This is a genomic window from Citrobacter tructae, from assembly GCF_004684345.1.
In the GTDB taxonomy this organism is placed as follows: domain Bacteria; phylum Pseudomonadota; class Gammaproteobacteria; order Enterobacterales; family Enterobacteriaceae; genus Citrobacter; species Citrobacter tructae.
Map to the genome: position 1 here is coordinate 1,894,215 of NZ_CP038469.1, position 19,359 is coordinate 1,913,573.

The window sequence follows — 19,359 nt, forward strand, 5'->3', positions numbered from 1 at the left end:
CAACAATGGAAGCGCGAGCCAACAATGACAGACACCGCCAACGTCAGCAGAAGCTGAAAGAGCAGGTTGATACCCGCGTGGCGGCGGCAACGGAGAAGAAAGGCATTTTGATCGTCTTCACCGGCAACGGTAAAGGTAAATCCACCGCCGCCTTTGGTACGGCAACGCGCGCGGTCGGTCACGGAAAAACCGTTGGCGTCGCGCAGTTTATTAAAGGCCAGTGGGATAATGGCGAGTACAACACGCTACATCCGCTCGGTGTAGAATTCCACATTATGGGTACCGGCTTTACCTGGGAAACCCAGAATAAGGAAGCTGACATCGCGGCAGCGACAGCGGTCTGGCAGGAAAGTAAGCGCATGCTCGCCGATGCACACTATGACCTGGTGGTGCTGGATGAACTCACGTATATGTTGGCTTATCACTATCTGGATACGCAGGAGGTGATCAGTGCCATCGAGAATCGTCCCGCCGAACAGAGCGTGATCGTCACGGGACGCGGATGCCACGCGCTTTTACTGGAACTTGCCGATACAGTTAGTGAGATGCGCCCAGTCAAGCACGCGTTTGATAGCGGTATTCAGGCACAGGTTGGTATCGACTGGTAGGAACAACATTCCGGCCTACAAGACTGTAGGCCGGAGTATCCATCAACTTATTGACACTACGGATTTACTGAGTAACCAGTTACGGAATGTCTGTAAATGTGGGGATTCCGCTTTCTCTTCTCGCAACGTCATGATGAAACGATTCCCGGTACGCATCGGGACATCGCAGGGAATGACCATATCACCGCAGTCCAGATCGTGCTGAATGGCAAATCGGGGTAACAGTGCGACCCCCAAATTCGAGCGTACCGCCGCGATCAGCATCGAGAGTAAATCAAATCGCGGGCCTTTATTGACCAGCGGACTGCTGACATCAGACAGTGCAAACCATTCCTGCCAGCCTTTGATGCGCGTACTTTGGTGTAACAGGGGAAATTCATTCAGCAGATCGTTTACTGCCAGCTTCCGTTCGGCTTCGTTCAGCAAGCTGCTGCTGCATACAGGTAAAATTTCCTCTTCAAACAGATACTCCACCCCTGACCATGGCGAGTAAAAATCTTCGCGCATGATTGCCGCATCATACTCACGGTTGAGGAAATCACCGATATTCGCCAAAGAATGGATATTAACGATAATATCAGGGTTAAGTTTATTGAACTCACGCAAGTTAGGGATCAGCCAGTGCGTGCTAAATGTCGGATTCACCGCCAGCTCAATAACCTGTACGGTTGGCTGCCAGGTCATTATCGTCGTCGTATCTCGTTCGAGTTTATTTAACGTTTCTTTAACGATATTTAAATAGTGTTTACCTGCCGCATTTAAAAAAATACGCTTTTTGGCATGATTAAATAGTGCGGTATTTAGGAAATCCTCCAGCGCATTCACCTGGCGGAAAACAGCACTTTGTGTCAAAGCAAGTTCTTCTGCTGCCCGGGTATAACTTTCGTGACGCGCAACTACTTCAAAAGTTACCAGCAACTCCGTCTTCGGTATTTTTCCTCTCATAACCTCTTCCATATGCAGCGTACAAAAATAGTTTAATTTATAAAAAATAATTCAAGCTACCCAGATAAGCACCGAGAGTTATATTTTATTTTGTCCATTGATGTCATTGATCCAATCCATGATTTACTCATACTGATGGCGGATAAATATTAACCAATAATACTCAAGCACAACAATAAACACAATTTAAATAAGGTTAAATCCAAGCAAATGGTGCCAATAAGTTCTTAATAATTTTTCAAGTTATCTTGTTTATTGCAGAAAAAACTTTGCGAGATTAATCAATATTACCCATGCAATAATTTTGGATAATTTCACGTTATAACTTACGGGCAAACGACTGCTTTAAATCATTCCCTGATGTAGTTTCTGCCTTTTTTTGATAGATGTGATAAAGGATACAATGTGAAAACTTTCGGAAAGGTCTGGCTCGTTGGCGCAGGTCCCGGTGATATATCGTTACTCACCCTCAAAGCGATGATGTGCATTAAGCAGGCTGATGTCATTATTTACGATCGGCTGGTCAACCCTAAAATTTTGGAATGGGCCGCTCCTGACTGCCAGCTTATCAATGTTGGCAAAAATCCAGGCTTCCATTGTGTGCCGCAGGATGAAATCAACGCGCTGCTCGTCCAGTATGCCCAAACCCATCACCGCATCGTTCGTTTAAAAGGCGGCGATCCTTACGTGTTTGGCCGCGGGGCTGAAGAAGTTGAGGATCTCGTTGAAATCGGCATTCCTTTTGAAGTCGTGCCCGGCATCAGCTCCACCATTGGCGGCCTGACCTGCGCAGGTATCCCGGTCACACATCGTGATTACGCCTCCGGATTTCACGTGGTGACTGGCCATACGCGGGAAGGCAATCAGCAGCAGGACTGGCGCCAGTTGGCCAAACTTAACGGTACGTTGGTCATCGTAATGGGGATCGCCAATCTGGCGTTTATCTGCGAGGAGTTGCTAATGGGAGGGAAATCAGCAGACACCCCCGCCGCCATTATCATGTCTGCCACGCGGGAGAATCAGCGTCGTCTGACCTGTACGCTGGGTTCATTATTGAACAAAGCACAGGAGGCGAACATCGTGCCGCCTGCGCTTATCGTCATTGGTGATGTCGTGACGCTGAGCGACAGACTGTCTTTTATTCCAGAAGCCCTCTCGATCCCGCAAAGCCTCTACTGCGAAAGCCTTGCGTGACGAAAAGACTGGGGTGACGTTTGATGCGCCGCCCGGAAGACACGGCAAAAGTAGCTGGTTTGCGCGTATTGAAGTTTCCGGGCAATGCTGTCTATTGAATGCACAGGATCATGCAATAATTCGCCCGCTTTTTGCATTTTCTTCTGATTCACCCATGTTTTAAAATTCACCCCCTGACGTTTTTTAAAGAAACGGCTGAAATAATTAGCGCTCAGGAAAACATGCGCCGCCACGGATTCCAGAGATAACTCACCATATAGATTATCATCAATATAACGTAACGCTTCCATGAGCTTTTTCTCGTGACGGGAAAGTTCTGTAGAATATGATTTCGGGTTTCTTACTTCAGGAAAGCTAACTGTTTCAGCAGCATTATTGTGTTCAAAATTATCAACAATAAAATTAAGCAAGTTCGCAGACGCGGTCAGCACATTATTATCTACAACAACCACCTGGTCCCACTCTCTTTTTATTTCAGAATTATTCATCCATTGTTGCTGTCCATTAGCCACGATCGTTTTGTATTCCTGATATTTTGCCCGCACCTGACCACAGATAATAAAACCGTAAAGGTTTCCTTCACGAATGAGTGGCATTGAGAACAGGCTTAATCCTGCATAACAGCAGAGTATTCTGGGTTTAACCTGTTTTAACCCTTCAAATGCGCAATACTTATCACATTTTTGACAACTCGCGCGATACAGTTCATTCTTACGCATTAGTGTGCAGAATGAATTAAAATTATGGCAATCAGATATAACCTTGCCCGTAACATCAATCACTACTGTCGCTAACCCTGTCGCACGAGCAAAAACTTCGGCGATGGAGAAAAAACTCTGTAAGTAGTCATCCTGAATTTTCAGCGACACGCCATCCTCCGGCAAAGTTGATATTTAAGCCGGTAATATGCAGAATTTACCCTAAAGAAAGAATGATGCTTACCGCAAAAAATAATCTCATTTGTGAAGATGATTATGATCAAATTGCAAGAGGCATAATGCGTCTTCTTAGCCACGAAGACCCGGTGAGCACAGCGGCGTCACCGGGCAATCTTGTAATTTATTATATTTTGTCTTTTACCCGTGTAATGGCATTTTCATACACTGGCTTATTCTTTTGCACATTGGCGAGTTGGTAATGCTGCAATGCCTCAGCATACTGTCCGGCATTTTCGTAAATCTTCGCAATATTGTAATACGAATTGGCGCGGGTGGTCGCCGCATTTGCGCCACTGGCTAACGAGATAGCTTTCCGGTTGGCCCAGATGGCTTCGGCAATTTTACCGTCTTTCTGATACACCAGCCCCAGGTTGCTGAAAGCCTGGCCGTAACCGTTGTCTGCTTCCGTCGCCTGCTGGAAGGCCTGAATCGCGTTCTCCAGCTCCCCAGCCTTATAGTACGCTTCACCGTCGCGGTTATATTCTTTCGCCAGCATCACGTTACCGTCTTCCAGAACAACCGGCATAGCACGGCTGTTCGCTTCGGCGATAATGGCTGCTAAGTCATTGACGTCACGCCCCATGGTATTGAAATCATTGCCGGTAATGCTGTTAATATCTTCAAACTCGCCGTTGGGATTCAGCTTAAACACCGTCCAGATATTCCCCGCCATCCCCACCGGAACGGAGTAGGTTCTCACCAGTGAACTGCCCACATAGACAAACACTCGCGCCTTACTTTCAGAGAGCATTTTACGCGTCGGTTGTCCCTTATGACTGTAATCCACGACGGCGTAGGTATAACTCTCGCCAAAATGCTTTTTACTGATAGTGATGGTTTCCGGGCCATAGCTGTCGGTATCATCGACGTCGAGGTTCGCATCCTGCCCCTTTTTATTGACAAAATAGACGTGTCCGCTGGGGAACATCAGATGCGAGTCCAGATCGGCCGGGAATTTTGCCCAGGTCAACACCACGCGCATACCATCAAGGTTGGTCATCACCGGGCTTATAGCATAGGTCATCCCTGCGCATGGACATTGCGCCACCAGATTCGAATACCCCTCTTTTTTCACAATCAGTAACGCATCCTTATCGTCAGGAAAAGACGATGTCAGTATCGCCTGACCCGAAGCATTAGTGCTGCTGGTTACGGATTGCTCGCCATTACGCTGTAGCGTTACCGTTGCGCCGTCAATGCGTTGATCCTTAACGGTAGCGCCCAGTACATCAACATGAACAGGTTCGGCATAACTGTTTGCGCAGACGACAGCCAGCGCAATGGCAGCGGGTACGAAAATCTTTTTCATAAATAATTCCTTTTAATTAACAGCATTACGCCGCTGATAAATATTACGGGCTGGATAATAACGTCACGTTTTCAGAGAACGGGTGACAGATTACAGATATTCCCCAGAAACAAAAGACGAATGACAGACACAAAAAAGGCCATCATCAGATGGCCAACCATGTCGAAACTAACCAGCCCTGCGTCCTTCGCGCCACGCGCAGTGATTGTTGCGTGAAGGAGGTCGGGCTTTATTACTGCTTTTTGAGAATTACTTAATCACCGACTTCAACGCTTCACCGATGTCAGCCAGGCTGCGCACGGTTTTCACGCCAGCCGCTTCCAGTGCAGCGAATTTCTCATCCGCCGTACCTTTACCGCCAGAGATAATCGCGCCCGCGTGTCCCATACGTTTGCCTTTCGGCGCAGTCACACCGGCGATATAGCCGACGACCGGTTTGGTCACGTGATCTTTAATGTAGGCCGCAGCTTCTTCTTCCGCGCTACCGCCGATCTCACCGATCATAACGATCGCTTCAGTCTGCGGATCTTCCTGGAACAGCTTCAGGATGTCGATGAAGTTGGAGCCCGGGATCGGGTCGCCACCGATACCCACGCAGGTAGACTGACCGAAACCGTAGTCGGTGGTCTGCTTAACAGCTTCATAGGTCAGCGTACCGGAACGGGACACGATCCCCACTTTACCCGGCTTATGGATGTGACCCGGCATGATGCCGATTTTGCATTCGCCCGGAGTGATAACGCCTGGGCAGTTCGGGCCAATCATACGTACGCCAGCTTCATCCAGCGCCACTTTCACGGTCAGCATATCCAGCGTCGGAATACCTTCAGTGATGGTGATGATAAGCTTAATGCCCGCGTTGACAGCTTCCAGAATGGAATCTTTGCAGAACGGTGCCGGAACGTAGATAACAGACGCGGTCGCGCCGGTCGCTTCAACGGCTTCACGCACGGTGTTGAACACCGGCAGGCCCAGATGAGTCGTGCCGCCTTTGCCCGGCGTTACGCCGCCAACCATTTGCGTACCATAAGCGATAGCTTGTTCAGAGTGGAATGTCCCCTGGCTGCCGGTGAAACCCTGGCAAATGACCTTGGTATTTTTATTAATTAAAACAGACATTATTTCCCCTCCACTGCGGCAACAACCTGCTGAGCTGCATCCGTCAGACTTTTCGCTGCAATAATATTCAGGCCGCTGTCAGCCAGTTTTTTCGCGCCGAGTTCGGCGTTGTTACCTTCCAGACGTACAACAACCGGGACGTTAACGCCCACTTCCGCTACCGCGCCGATGATACCGTCTGCGATCAGGTCGCAGCGTACAATACCGCCGAAGATGTTAACCAGAACGGCTTTAACATTGTCGTCAGAGAGGATGATCTTGAACGCTTCAGTAACGCGCTCTTTAGTTGCGCCGCCGCCAACGTCAAGGAAGTTAGCCGGTTCGCCACCGTGCAGCTTAACAATGTCCATGGTGCCCATTGCCAGGCCTGCGCCGTTAACCATACAACCGATATTGCCATCCAGTGCGACGTAGTTCAGTTCCCACTGTGCTGCCTGCGCTTCACGCGGATCCTCCTGAGACTGGTCGCGCATTTCACGCAGATCCGGCTGGCGGAACAGTGCGTTACCGTCAGCACCCAGTTTGCCGTCGAGGCAGATCAAATCACCCTGCTTGGTGACAACCAGCGGGTTGATTTCGATCAGCGCCAGGTCGCGCTCAAGGAAAATAGCCGCCAGGCCCATGAATATCTTGGTGAACTGCTGAACCTGTTTACCTTCCAGACCCAGTTTGAACGCCAGATCGCGGCCCTGATACGGCATTGGACCGGTCAGCGGATCAAGCGCCACTTTGTGGATCAGGTGCGGGGTTTCTTCCGCCACTTTTTCGATTTCCACGCCGCCTTCGGTCGAGGCCATAAAGACCACGCGACGGGAGCTACGGTCAACTACGGCGCCAAGGTAAAGTTCTTTACCAATGTCGGTCGCAGCTTCAACCAGAATTTGATTTACCGGTTGGCCATTGGCGTCTGTCTGGTAAGTGACCAGACGTTTACCCAGCCAGTGTTCAGCAAAAGCGCGAATGTCTTCTTTGCTGTTAACCACCTTCACACCGCCCGCTTTACCACGGCCACCAGCGTGAACCTGACATTTTACTACCCATGGACCTGCGCCGATTTTAGAGGCAGCTTCTTCGGCTTCACGCGGAGTAGTACAGGCATAACCCACCGGTGCCGGTAAGCCATAGCGGGCAAAAAGTTGTTTTGCCTGATATTCATGTAAGTTCATGTGTTCTGTCCATCCTTCAGGTAATCGTTATCTTATAACCCGTAGGCCTGATAAGGCCTACAGACCTACGGGGCAGGTGATACTCTTTATATTTACACGTCCAACAGCAGACGCGTTGGATCTTCCAGCAACTCTTTAATGGTTACCAGGAAGCCTACTGACTCACGACCATCGATCAGACGGTGGTCATAAGACAGCGCCAGATACATCATCGGCAGGATTTCAACCTTACCGTCTACTGCCATCGGACGATCTTTGATGGCATGCATACCCAGGATGGCGCTCTGCGGCGGGTTGATGATCGGCGTAGACATCAGGGAACCGAACACACCACCGTTGGTGATGGTGAAGTTACCGCCAGTCAGATCTTCGACCGTCAACTTGCCGTCACGACCTTTGACTGCCAGTTCTTTGATACTCTTCTCGATGTCAGCCATACCCAGCAGATCGACATCACGCAGAACCGGGGTCACCAGGCCGCGCGGCGTGGAGACCGCCATGCTGACATCAAAGTAGTTGTGGTATACCACGTCGTCGCCATCGATAGAGGCGTTGACTTCCGGGTAGCGTTTCAGCGCTTCAACCACCGCTTTCACGTAGAAAGACATAAAGCCCAGACGGATACCGTGACGTTTTTCAAACGCATCACCGTACTGCTTACGCAGATCCATAATCGGCTTCATGTTGACTTCGTTGAAGGTGGTCAGCATCGCGGTAGAGTTTTTCGCTTCCAACAAACGCTCGGCCACGCGCTTACGCAGACGGGTCATCGGAACACGTTTCTCGCCACGCGCACCCAGCGCAGGCTGAGCTGCAGGTGCGGCTGCTGGCGCTTTGGCCTCAGCTTTTGCTGCCGGAGCTTTAGCCAGATGTTTTTCAACATCTTCGCGAGTGATACGGCCGCCGACGCCGGTACCGTTAATAGCACTGGCTTCGAGGTTATGCTCACCCAGCAGGCGACGAATAGCCGGGCTCAGGGCATCGTTGTTCTGCTCAGTCAGAGACGCCTGCTGACGCTGTGCCGGAGTAGAATCTTTTTCTTCAGACTTAGCGCTGGTCTCTTTACCGGCGCTGTTGCCTTCACGCAGGCGACCGAGAATCTGGCGAGAAGTGACGGTGGTCCCTTCATCTTCCAGAACCGCATCAAGAATACCGTCCGCTGATGCCGGTACTTCCAGTACCACTTTGTCAGTTTCGATTTCTACCAGTACTTCATCACGACGTACTGCATCGCCCGGTTTTTTGTGCCAGGTTGCAACCGTTGCATCCGCGACGGATTCAGGCAGGTCGGGAACAAGAATATCTACGCTACTCATTATTTATCCTTTATTTAATCGACGTTCAGCGCGTCATTAACCAGATCTTGTTGCTGCTTCTGGTGAACGGACATATATCCTACTGCCGGCGAGGCAGAGGCCGGGCGACCTGCGTAACGCAGAGCAGACCCAAATGGAATCACTTCACGGAAATGATGCTGGCTGCAGTACCATGCGCCCTGGTTGAGCGGCTCTTCCTGGCACCAGACAAAATCATGTACGTGAGCGTACTGTTTCAACACGTCCTGCATCGCTTTGTGCGGGAACGGATAAAGCTGTTCGATGCGCACAATGGCAACATCTTTCTGACCATTCTTGCGGCGCTGCTCCAGCAGGTCGTAATAAACCTTACCAGAACACATCACGACGCGCTTCACGCCCTTCGGATCCAGGTCATCTACTTCACCAATGGCTGGCAGGAACGCACCGTTAGCCAGTTCGTCCAGCGTAGACACCGCCAGCGGATGACGCAGCAGTGACTTCGGTGACATCACCACCAGTGGACGGCGCATACCGCGCAGCGCCTGACGACGCAGCATGTGGTAAACCTGTGCCGGGGTAGACGGGACGCAAACCTGCATGTTCTGCTCAGCGCAAAGTTGCAGATAACGTTCCAGACGTGCGGAAGAGTGCTCCGGACCCTGACCTTCATAGCCATGCGGCAGCAACATCACCAGACCACACATGCGGCCCCATTTCTGTTCGCCAGAAGAGATGAACTGATCGATAACTACCTGTGCGCCGTTGGCGAAATCGCCAAACTGCGCTTCCCAGATGGTCAGCGTGCGCGGTTCAGCCGTGGCATAACCATATTCAAACGCCAGCACCGCTTCTTCAGACAGGACGGAGTCCCATACGCGGAACGGGCCCTGACCGTTATGGACATGCTGCAGCGGCGTGTAAGTTGAACCGTTCGCCTGGTTATGAATCACCGCGTGGCGGTGGAAGAAGGTTCCGCGACCGGAGTCTTCACCGGATAAACGCACCGGAATACCTTCGTCTACCAGCGTGGCGTAAGCCAGATTTTCTGCGCCACCCCAGTCGAACAGCTTCTCGCCTGCGGCCATGGCCTGACGGTCACCGTAAATCTTGGCGACGCGCGACTGCATTTCAACCGCTTCAGGTACGGTACTGATGCGTTTTGCCAGCTCTTGCAAACGCTTCATTTCAACCTTACTTGGGTAGTTTTCGTCCCATTCGTGGTTGAGGTACGGTGACCAGGTGAAAGAGTGCATATTCATTGGGCGCCACTCTTTCACCACGCATTCACCCGCATCTAACGCGTCGCGATACAGGTTGACCATTTCGGTCGCGTCTTCCAGCGTAACGACTTTATCTGTTTCCAGCTTGTCAGCGTAGATTTTGCGCGGCGTCGGGTGCTTTTTGATTTTCTGATACATCAACGGCTGGGTTGCGCTCGGCTCGTCGGCTTCGTTATGGCCGTGACGGCGGTAGCACACCAGATCGATGAACACATCGCGTTTAAAAGTATTACGGAAATCCAGCGCCAGACGCGTCACGAAAGCGACCGCTTCCGGGTCATCCGCGTTGACGTGGAAAATCGGTGCCATCACCATCTTACCGATGTCGGTACAGTACGGTGTAGAACGCGCATCCAGCGGGTTGGAGGTGGTGAAACCAACCTGGTTGTTGATCACGATGCGAACGGTACCGCCCACTTCGTAACCGCGCGCTTTCGACATGTTCAGGGTTTCCTGAACCACGCCCTGCCCGGTCACCGCCGCGTCACCGTGAATGGTGATCGGCAGAACTTTATTGCTGCTCGGCTCGTCCAGTCTGTCCAGACGCGCGCGAACGGAACCGATAACCACCGGGCTAACGATTTCCAGATGCGACGGGTTAAACGCCAGCGCCAGATGCACCAGACCGCCTTCGGTTTCGATATCCGATGAGAAGCCCATGTGGTACTTAACGTCACCGGTACCGAGGTGTTCTTTATGTTTGCCCGCGAACTCGTCAAACAGTTCCTGTGGGCGTTTACCCAGCACGTTCACCAGTACGTTCAGACGACCACGGTGCGCCATGCCCAGAACCACTTCGCGCGTGCCGCTGTTACCGGCATGGCGAATCATCTCTTTGAGCATCGGAATTAACGCATCACCGCCTTCCAGCGAGAAGCGTTTCGCCCCCGGGAACTTCGCACCCAGGTAGCGTTCCAGACCTTCTGCTGCAGTCAGTTCGCTAAGGAAGCGTTTTTTCTCTTCGCCGCTGAACGCCGCGCGACCGGATTCGATACGCTGTTGCAGCCAGCGTTTCTCTTCAGTACTGGTGATGTGCATGTACTCGGCGCCAATCGGGCCGCAGTAGGTTTGTTTGAGCGCAACGACCAGGTCGCTCAGCTTCATCGTATCTTTGCCACCGGCAAAAGAACCGACGTTAAAGCTTTCCTGGAAATCCGCATCGGTCAGATCGTGAAAAGACGGGTCCAGATCGGCCACGTTTTCTTGCTGCCACAGTCCCAGCGGATCGAGATTCGCATGCTGATGGCCGCGGAAACGGTAGGCGTTAATGAGCTGCAGGACTTTAACCTGCTTCACATTGGCATCAGGGTCGGAAATAGAAGAAGAGTAACGTGGGGTAACCAACGCCTGTCGACGGAAATAATCACGCGTTTTTGAATGGAGTTGATCCGGTTTGACTCCGGTACCAGGTAACTGCTGGAACGTCGAACGCCAGTTAGCATCTACCGAGTCAGGGTCGGTTAAGAAGTCTTCATAGAGCTGTTCTATCCAACTCTGGTTCGAACCAGAGAGGTAAGAAGAGTCCAACCAGGCTTTCAAAGCGCTGTTCTGCATCGTGATCCCTTAAGCATTTGTATGCTTACTTCGCCGTGGATACTACCACGCACACCCGGTGTGCGTGCCGGGGTTCACTTGTTGCGGACTGTCGTGTCATCTGCGTCCGCTAAGGAACCTTTAAAAACTGTCAGAGATAAAGGGCAGTTTTTAGAGGTTTCCTGCACTACCGGGGAATCGCTTCCCCGGCAACAACTACTTACGCACTGCGTTTCAGCAGCATCGACTTAATATGGCCGATGGCGCGCGTCGGGTTCAGCCCCTTAGGACAGACACTGACGCAGTTCATGATGCTATGGCAGCGGAATACGCTGAAAGCGTCACTTAATCCATCCAGGCGGCTGTCGGTTTCGGTATCGCGGCTGTCAATCAGGAAGCGATACGCGGCCAGCAGACCTGCCGGGCCAATAAACTTGTCCGGATTCCACCAGAATGACGGGCAAGACGTTGAGCAGCATGCACATAAAATACATTCATACAGCCCATCGAGCTTCTCACGCTGCTCTGGCATTTGTAAATGCTCGCGAGCCGGTGGATTTTTCCCATTATTCAACAAGTAAGGCTTAATCTTCTCATACTGTGCGTAGAATTGCCCCATGTCTACCACCAAATCACGCACTACCGGTAAACCAGGAAGCGGGCGGATGACAATTTTCTTGCCCGGCTGATTCAGCGCAGAAATAGGTGTGATACAGGCCAGACCATTTTTGCCGTTCATGTTCAGACCGTCGGAGCCACAGACCCCTTCACGGCAAGAGCGACGGAACGACAGCGACGGGTCTTTTTCTTTCAGCTGCATCAGCGCATCCAGCAGCATCATGTCGCGACCTTCTTCCGCTTCCAGGGTGTAATCCTGCATATGCGGAGCATCGTCTACGTCCGGGTTATAACGATAAACTGAAAACTCGAGTTTCATTTTCCTGTCTCCGCATTAATAAGTACGAATCTTCGGCGGGAATGCCGGGCGCAGTTTCGGTTCCATATTGACCTGACGTCGCGTCATGGATTCCGATTCTGGCAGGTACAGGGAATGGCACAGCCAGTTTTCATCATCGCGTTCCGGGAAGTCGAAGCGGCTATGTGCGCCACGGCTTTCGGTACGGAAGTTCGCAGACACCGCCGTGGCGTATGCAGTTTCCATCAGGTTATCCAGTTCCAGACACTCTACGCGCTGGGTATTGAACTCGCTGGAAGTATCATCCAGACGGGCATTTTTCAGACGCTCGCGAATCGCCTTCAACTCTTCCAGACCCTTCGCCATCGCGTCGCCTTCGCGGAACACCGAGAAGTTATGCTGCATACATTCCTGCAGCGCTTTACGAATGACGACCGGATCTTCACCGTCACGGTTACCGTTCCAGCGGTTCAGACGCGCCAGAGAGGCATCGATTTCTTCTTCAGTCGCATCCTTCAGATCGCCCTGCTCTGCGATAGACTCCTGCAGATGCAGACCCACCGCACGACCAAACACCACCAGGTCCAGCAGCGAGTTGCCGCCCAGACGGTTGGCACCGTGAACCGATACGCAGGCGATTTCGCCCACCGCAAACAGTCCCGGAATAACCACGTCTTCGCCCTGCTCGTTCACGGTCAGCGCCTGGCCGCTCACTTTGGTCGGCACACCGCCCATCATGTAGTGACAGGTTGGGATAACCGGAATCGGCTCTTTCACCGGGTCAACGTGAGCAAAGGTACGCGACAGTTCAAGGATGCCCGGCAGGCGGGATTCGAGAACGTCTTTACCCAGATGGTCAAGCTTCAGCTTGGCGTGTGGGCCCCACGGGCCGTCACAGCCGCGACCTTCACGGATTTCGATCATGATGGAACGTGCCACCACGTCACGACCCGCCAGATCTTTCGCATTCGGGGCATAACGCTCCATAAAGCGCTCGCCGTGTTTGTTCAGCAGGTAACCACCTTCACCACGACAGCCTTCGGTAACCAGAACCCCTGCCCCGGCGATACCGGTCGGGTGGAACTGCCACATTTCCATATCCTGCACCGGCACACCGGCACGGATCGCCATGCCAACGCCGTCGCCGGTGTTGATGTGCGCGTTAGTGGTGGACTGATAAATACGGCCTGCGCCGCCGGTTGCCAGTACGGTGGCACGGGCTTTGAAATAAACCACTTCACCGGTTTCGATACACAGGGCGGTACAACCGACAACAGCACCATCGGCGTTTTTCACCAGATCCAGCGCGTACCACTCAGAGAAAATGGTGGTGTGGTTTTTCAGGTTCTGCTGATACAGCGTGTGCAACAGCGCATGACCGGTACGGTCAGCTGCTGCTGCGGTACGTGCCGCCTGTTCGCCGCCGAAGTTTTTCGACTGACCACCAAACGGACGTTGATAGATAGTGCCATCGTCAAGACGTGAGAATGGCAGCCCCATATGGTCCAGCTCCAGAATCGCTTCCGGGCCGGTCTTACACATATATTCAATCGCGTCCTGGTCACCAATGTAGTCCGACCCTTTGACGGTGTCGTACATGTGCCATTCCCAGTTATCTTCATGGGTATTACCGAGCGCGACGGTGATGCCACCTTGCGCGGAGACGGTATGGGAACGGGTTGGGAACACTTTGGAGAGCAGCGCACAGGTCTGACCGCTCTGGGAAATTTGCAGCGCCGCGCGCATACCTGCGCCACCGGCACCAATCACAACAGCATCAAATTCTCTGACTGGCAGTTTCATTACACACCCCACACCACAACGAATCCATAAATGACGTAAACCACCAGTGCAACGACAATCGCCAGTTGCAGAATCAGGCGCACGGCCAGCGGTTTAACGTAGTCGGTCAACACCTGCCACATGCCAATCCAGGCATGGATCAAGATAGAAAACAGTGCCAGCAGGGTGAAGACTTTGGTGAATGCCGATGAGAAGAAACCGGTCCAAATTTCCCAGGTCAGTTCGCCACTGGTGGCGAAGAAGCCGACCATATAGATGATGTATAACGTCAGAACGATAGCGGTAGCACGGACCAGAATGAAGTCATGTACGCCGTTGCGTCCTAATGCGGAGGCGTTGCTTACCATACGAGGACTCCTGCGAGAAGTGAAAGCACGACAATGATAACAAAAGAAATTTTGGCAGAACGCGTCCCTGCTTCGAGGGTTTCTTCGATGTAGCCAAAATCCATCAACAGATGGCGAATGCCCATGACGGCGTGATAGGCCAGCGCGACCAGAATTCCCCACAGAATTAACTCCACAAAGAAGTTATTCATAATGGAAGACGCCGCGAGGAAACCTTCAGGGGAGGAAAGGCTGGTACCCAATAACCACAACAGTATCCCGACCGCCACGAAGGTGATCACTCCAGATACGCGATGGAGAATGGACGCTATCGCCGTGATTGGGAACCGAATCGTTTGCAGATCCAGATTGACAGGTCTTTGTTTTTTCACATTTCTTATCATGAATAACGCCCACATGCTGTTCTTATTATTCCCTTTGGACTTCGGGTACAGAAGATGAAGACTCCTGTTGCCTGAAAGACGACGGGGTTTCCTTCCTCCGGTCTGCGTGCGGGTCAGACAGCGTCCTTACTATAACTACGCGTCATATAAAACACTGCTTCCAGTTGCTAAAACGACACGTTACAACGCTGGTTGGCTCGGGATTGCAGGGTATTCCGGAGACCTGGCGGCAGTATAGGACGTTCACAAAATCATTACAATTAACCTACATATAGTTTGTCGGGTTTTATCCCGAACAGTGACATAGGTCACGATAACAACATTATTTTAATTTTTAATCATCTGATTTGACAATCATTAAACAAACTTGTTACAAACGACACCAGAAAAAGCATATAATGCGTAAAAGTTATGGGGTCACTCTTTCACCGATGAGTAAGTTATGTAACAGTGTGAAAAGGTTGACCAATAAATTCAGTACAGTTATTAGTGTAGACAGGTTTAATAATTCGGATTGCTAAGTTGTTGATTTGTTGCTAATTCACCATGAGTTAACTGATTTACCTGCAAGCGCCCATTGCTCTGTACCCTGGTTTCTCCTCTACCACAGAGTGGCGAGCCGAATAACAAACTGGTAACGGTTAATTGATGAGTTGAAGCAGATCTCACCTGAGTAGTCTTAAGCAATAAGGCGCTAAGGAGACCGTAAATGGCTGATACTAAAGCAAAACTCACTCTAAACGGTGATGCTGCTATTGAACTGGATGTGCTGAAAGGTACGCTCGGTCAAGACGTTATTGATATTCGTAGCCTTGGTTCAAAAGGCATGTTCACTTTTGACCCTGGTTTTACCTCTACCGCATCCTGCGAATCCAAAATTACGTTCATCGACGGTGATGAAGGTATTTTGCTGCATCGCGGCTTCCCGATTGATCAGCTGGCTACCGAATCCAACTATCTGGAAGTGTGTTATATCCTGCTGTACGGCGAAAAACCGACGCAGAAAGAGTACGACGAGTTCAAAACTACGGTCACTCGCCATACCATGATCCATGAGCAGATCACGCGTCTGTTCCATGGTTTCCGCCGCGACTCCCACCCGATGGCCGTCATGTGCGGTGTTACCGGTGCGCTGGCAGCGTTCTATCACGACTCGCTGGATGTGAATAATCCGCGCCATCGCGAAATCGCCGCCTTCCGTCTGTTGTCCAAAATGCCGACCATGGCCGCGATGTGCTACAAATACTCCATCGGTCAACCGTTTGTTTACCCGCGTAATGATCTCTCCTACGCCGGCAACTTCCTGCGCATGATGTTCTCCACGCCGTGTGAAGAGTACGTTGTAAATCCGGTGCTGGAACGCGCTATGGACCGTATCCTGATCCTGCACGCTGACCACGAACAGAACGCGTCAACCTCCACCGTCCGTACCGCAGGCTCTTCAGGCGCGAACCCATTCGCCTGTATCGCTGCGGGTATCGCTTCCCTGTGGGGACCGGCGCACGGCGGCGCGAACGAAGCCGCGCTGAAAATGCTGGAAGAAATCAGCTCAGTTAAACACATTCCGGAATTTGTTCGCCGCGCGAAAGATAAGAATGACTCTTTCCGCCTGATGGGCTTTGGTCACCGTGTTTACAAAAACTATGACCCGCGCGCCACCGTGATGCGTGAAACCTGCCATGAAGTGCTGAAAGAACTGGGTTCGAAAGATGACCTGCTGGAAGTAGCGATGGAACTTGAGCACATCGCGCTGAACGACCCGTACTTCATCGAGAAGAAACTGTACCCGAACGTAGACTTCTACTCCGGCATCATTCTGAAAGCGATGGGGATCCCGTCTTCCATGTTCACCGTGATCTTCGCCATGGCGCGTACCGTTGGCTGGATTGCGCACTGGAACGAAATGCATACCGACGGCATGAAGATCGCTCGTCCTCGTCAGCTGTACACCGGCTACGACAAACGCGATTATAAGTCTGACATTAAGCGTTAATTATCTGCCGGATAGCACTAACGCCTGTCCGGCCTACAGTCATTAACTCCTCTGGCCGGACAAAGCATTAATGCCCACATCCGGCCTGTTTTTCTTGATCTACGTTATTTTATTCTCATCACGCTTTCTCTATGATTTACTGAGATTTCCCTCATTTCACTCAGGAGCATGGGATGCCTGTTTTGCAGTGGAGCCTGTTATTTCTGTTATCGCTCCTGCTTTCCCTGCTCTTTCTGTTTGTGCATCTCCCGGGCCCCTTACTGCTCGGGTCAATGATCGTCGGCATTATTTTCAGTCTGCGCGGTATCTCGCTGCGCCCTCCCCGCTGTACGTTTCTTGCCGCGCAGGCCATTCTCGGCTGCATGATTGCGCAAAACCTCACGGGGTCCATTTTTACTACGCTGGCGGCGCACTGGCCGATGGTCATTGCCATCCTGTTGGCGACCCTTCTCTCCAGTACTGCGATAGGCTGGCTGTTGGTACGCTACAGTAAGTTACCGGGTAATACTGGCGCGTGGGGGTCATCACCAGGCGGGGCTGCAGCGATGGTTGCGATGGCGCAGGAATATGGCGCGGACATCCGTCTGGTAGCGTTTATGCAGTATCTGCGGGTGTTACTTGTAGTGGCCGCTGCGGCGCTGGTCACCCGACTGATAATGGGCGAGCAGACACAGGCGGTCAGCGAGCAACTGGTCTGGTTTCCGCCACTGAGCATCAACCTGTTCAGCACCCTGCTGCTGGCCGTCGTTGCCGGGACAGCCGGGCGCTTACTGCGTATTCCCTCGGGTGTGATGCTGTTGCCGATGCTGGCTGGCGCACTGCTTAACGCGGGCGGTGTGATGGTGATTGAACTGCCTGAATGGCTGCTGGCGATGGCGTATATGGCCATCGGTTGGCAAATTGGCCTTGGCTTTGATAAGCAGATCTTTTTAATGGCGCTGCGCCCCTTACCACAGATCCTGCTGTCCATTTTTTCACTGATGACAATCTGCGCCGTCATGGCGTGGGGGCTGGCGCATTACATGCAGATAGATTTTCTCACCGCCTATCTGGCGACCAGTCCTGGAGGGGTAGATTCTGTTGCGGTGATTGCCGCAGGAAGTCACACCGATATGGCGCTGATCATGGCGATGCAAACCCTGCGGCTGTTCAGTATTTTGCTCACCGGGCCTGCTATCGCCCGGTTTATATCGGCACATGCGCCGAGAAAAGCGCATTCTTAAGGCAACACGTTAATCCGGGTGCCCAATCTCCGTCACGGTCGTTCCCGATTTATCCGCGGCAAATATAAATTCCGTCATGCCACCCGGAAAATTCTGCGTAATATATAAGGCGTTAGTGCCCTTCCAGACATATTCCACCTGCTCCGTATCCCCGAGATTTTCTATTTTAACATCCTTGCCCACGGTCAGCGTCGGCAGCAGATTTTCACGGTCTGAACGCGCTTTTCTGAGAGCCTGATACGTCTCCTCCAGGGTCATAGCCGGATAAAAACAACGGGTCTGGGCACCATGCTCATAGACATATTCCATATCCTGCGGCCCGGACTCGCATTTAGGCGCTACCGGCTCAACGGCGGTAGCAAGCGCGGAAAAGGAACCCGTTGCTACGACAAGTAAGGCGGTACAACAAAAACGGTTAAAATCCATATCTCACTCCTTCTCATCTCCTTGAGAGATTCAGGCGACGTTATTCGAATTGCCCCTCTGCATCGTCGGGACCGCACCATGCTATGTTATTTCTGACAGCCTGGACACCAGTAAAACGGACGTGAAGAGAGGGTTGTTTTCTCGATAATCCCACCGCATCGCTCGCAGGCTTCGCCGTCGCGGTGAAAGACCTTAAAGCGAAACAACGCGCCATGATGTTTATTCTCATCGACCTGACCGCGGGTGTTATAGGACAGACGCGGAATCTCGAGCAGCGCCTGCGCCAGCCTATCAAGCTGTTGATCGCTCAGTTGCGACGCTTTATGTTGCCCTGTTACCCCCACCTGCCAGAGAATTTCTACCCGCAAGTAGTTACCTAATCCCGCGAGAAATGCCTGATCGAGCAGCAGGCCAGAAAACTGCCGGTTACGAAAACGGGGCGACAGCAGACGCGCTTTTACCTCATTGGGCGTTAAACGCAGATCCAGTACGTCAGGCCCCACCCGCTGCAGGAATGGATGGGTGGTGAGCTGTTCTGGCGTCAGCATTTCAATATCCGACGCGCTATAGAGCAGGATGGTTTTATCGGATGTTTGCAGCCTGACGCGCAATACCCGGGTGGTATCCGGGATATTCCCCGTGTCCACGACCCGCCAGACGCCGTAAAGCTGATTGTGACTATACAGCGTCAGACCATTGGAAAAATGGGTCAGCAATGCTTTACCCCGTGTTTCGAGCTGGGTAACACGCTGCCCAATCAGTTGCGATTGATACGGTTTTAACTGCTCAAAGGCAAACCAGACATCCGTCAACGGTTTGCCTTTGACTGCCGCCTCCAGGTTATCCGCCGCGCGGCGGATCTCCGGGCCTTCAGGCAT

The 19,359-nt window shown here is 51.9% G+C and carries 18 protein-coding genes; 5 read left to right on the top strand and 13 right to left on the bottom strand.

What is annotated here, in order from left to right; genetic code table 11:
* Nucleotides 1-5: 5 nt before the first annotated feature.
* Entirely contained in the window at nt 6-608 is a 603-nt protein-coding gene (gene cobO / locus E4Z61_RS09985; protein ID WP_135322626.1) for a cob(I)yrinic acid a,c-diamide adenosyltransferase, read from the top strand.
* Between the two features lie 42 nt (nt 609-650).
* Here cobO and E4Z61_RS09990 read toward each other — a convergent pair whose 3' ends face one another.
* Complete coding sequence (locus E4Z61_RS09990) at nt 651-1,553, bottom strand: LysR substrate-binding domain-containing protein (protein ID WP_135322627.1); 903 nt, start codon at nt 1,551-1,553, stop codon at nt 651-653.
* Between the two features lie 405 nt (nt 1,554-1,958).
* Between E4Z61_RS09990 and cobA the strand changes: the two genes are divergently transcribed.
* Nucleotides 1,959-2,747 (top strand): uroporphyrinogen-III C-methyltransferase, encoded by a 789-nt coding sequence (cobA, locus tag E4Z61_RS09995; protein ID WP_135322628.1) that lies wholly within the window; start codon nt 1,959-1,961, stop codon nt 2,745-2,747.
* Here the strand turns inward: cobA and E4Z61_RS10000 are convergent.
* The 10 genes from E4Z61_RS10000 to sdhC all read right to left on the bottom strand — a co-directional run bounded on the left by E4Z61_RS10000 (nt 2,726) and on the right by sdhC (nt 14,854).
* Entirely contained in the window at nt 2,726-3,616 is an 891-nt protein-coding gene (locus tag E4Z61_RS10000; protein WP_135322629.1) for a PocR ligand-binding domain-containing protein, read from the bottom strand. The genes cobA and E4Z61_RS10000 overlap by 22 nt on opposite strands.
* A gap of 193 nt (nt 3,617-3,809) precedes the next feature.
* Nucleotides 3,810-4,994, bottom strand: coding sequence for a tetratricopeptide repeat protein (locus E4Z61_RS10005; RefSeq protein WP_135322630.1), 1,185 nt, complete (start codon nt 4,992-4,994; stop codon nt 3,810-3,812).
* Between the two features lie 249 nt (nt 4,995-5,243).
* Nucleotides 5,244-6,113 carry a succinate--CoA ligase subunit alpha gene (sucD, locus tag E4Z61_RS10010; protein ID WP_135322631.1) on the bottom strand — a complete coding sequence of 290 codons (870 nt, stop codon included), beginning with the start codon at nt 6,111-6,113 and terminating at the stop codon, nt 5,244-5,246.
* On the bottom strand, nt 6,113-7,279 hold the full coding sequence (sucC, locus tag E4Z61_RS10015) for an ADP-forming succinate--CoA ligase subunit beta (RefSeq protein WP_135322632.1): 1,167 nt from the start codon (nt 7,277-7,279) through the stop codon (nt 6,113-6,115). The genes sucD and sucC overlap by 1 nt, the downstream gene beginning before the upstream one ends.
* A gap of 92 nt (nt 7,280-7,371) precedes the next feature.
* Nucleotides 7,372-8,595 carry a 2-oxoglutarate dehydrogenase complex dihydrolipoyllysine-residue succinyltransferase gene (gene odhB, locus E4Z61_RS10020; protein ID WP_135322633.1) on the bottom strand — a complete coding sequence of 408 codons (1,224 nt, stop codon included), beginning with the start codon at nt 8,593-8,595 and terminating at the stop codon, nt 7,372-7,374.
* Between the two features lie 14 nt (nt 8,596-8,609).
* Nucleotides 8,610-11,411 carry a 2-oxoglutarate dehydrogenase E1 component gene (gene sucA, locus E4Z61_RS10025; protein WP_135322634.1) on the bottom strand — a complete coding sequence of 934 codons (2,802 nt, stop codon included), beginning with the start codon at nt 11,409-11,411 and terminating at the stop codon, nt 8,610-8,612.
* Between the two features lie 199 nt (nt 11,412-11,610).
* A complete protein-coding gene (gene sdhB / locus E4Z61_RS10030; protein ID WP_135322635.1) occupies nt 11,611-12,327 on the bottom strand; it encodes a succinate dehydrogenase iron-sulfur subunit SdhB in 717 nt (238 codons plus the stop codon).
* A gap of 15 nt (nt 12,328-12,342) precedes the next feature.
* Entirely contained in the window at nt 12,343-14,109 is a 1,767-nt protein-coding gene (gene sdhA, locus E4Z61_RS10035) for a succinate dehydrogenase flavoprotein subunit (protein WP_135322636.1), read from the bottom strand.
* Nucleotides 14,109-14,456, bottom strand: a complete 348-nt coding sequence (gene sdhD, locus E4Z61_RS10040; RefSeq protein WP_135322637.1) for a succinate dehydrogenase membrane anchor subunit — start codon at nt 14,454-14,456, stop codon at nt 14,109-14,111. The genes sdhA and sdhD overlap by 1 nt, the downstream gene beginning before the upstream one ends.
* Nucleotides 14,450-14,854: a succinate dehydrogenase cytochrome b556 subunit gene (sdhC, locus tag E4Z61_RS10045; RefSeq protein ID WP_167817543.1), complete on the bottom strand. Its 405-nt coding sequence runs from the start codon at nt 14,852-14,854 to the stop codon at nt 14,450-14,452. Before sdhC ends, sdhD begins: the two co-directional genes overlap by 7 nt.
* Before the next feature lie 416 nt (nt 14,855-15,270).
* Between sdhC and E4Z61_RS24395 the strand changes: the two genes are divergently transcribed.
* The 3 genes from E4Z61_RS24395 (at nt 15,271) to E4Z61_RS10055 (ending at nt 18,055) form a co-directional block, all read left to right on the top strand.
* Complete coding sequence (locus E4Z61_RS24395) at nt 15,271-15,360, top strand: hypothetical protein (RefSeq protein ID WP_420808713.1); 90 nt, start codon at nt 15,271-15,273, stop codon at nt 15,358-15,360.
* A 188-nt stretch (nt 15,361-15,548) separates the two neighbouring features.
* A complete protein-coding gene (locus E4Z61_RS10050) occupies nt 15,549-16,832 on the top strand; it encodes a citrate synthase (protein ID WP_135322639.1) in 1,284 nt (427 codons plus the stop codon).
* Nucleotides 16,833-17,005: 173 nt separating this feature from the next.
* Entirely contained in the window at nt 17,006-18,055 is a 1,050-nt protein-coding gene (locus E4Z61_RS10055; RefSeq protein WP_135322640.1) for an AbrB family transcriptional regulator, read from the top strand.
* A gap of 9 nt (nt 18,056-18,064) precedes the next feature.
* On the opposite strand, the gene E4Z61_RS10060 is transcribed toward E4Z61_RS10055, so the two are convergent.
* Both E4Z61_RS10060 and nei read right to left on the bottom strand, forming a co-directional pair.
* Nucleotides 18,065-18,481 carry a hypothetical protein gene (locus E4Z61_RS10060; RefSeq protein ID WP_135322641.1) on the bottom strand — a complete coding sequence of 139 codons (417 nt, stop codon included), beginning with the start codon at nt 18,479-18,481 and terminating at the stop codon, nt 18,065-18,067.
* Nucleotides 18,482-18,567: 86 nt separating this feature from the next.
* The gene (nei, locus tag E4Z61_RS10065; RefSeq protein ID WP_135322642.1) at nt 18,568-19,359 is read right to left on the bottom strand and encodes an endonuclease VIII; all 792 of its coding nucleotides are present in this window, start codon (nt 19,357-19,359) and stop codon (nt 18,568-18,570) included.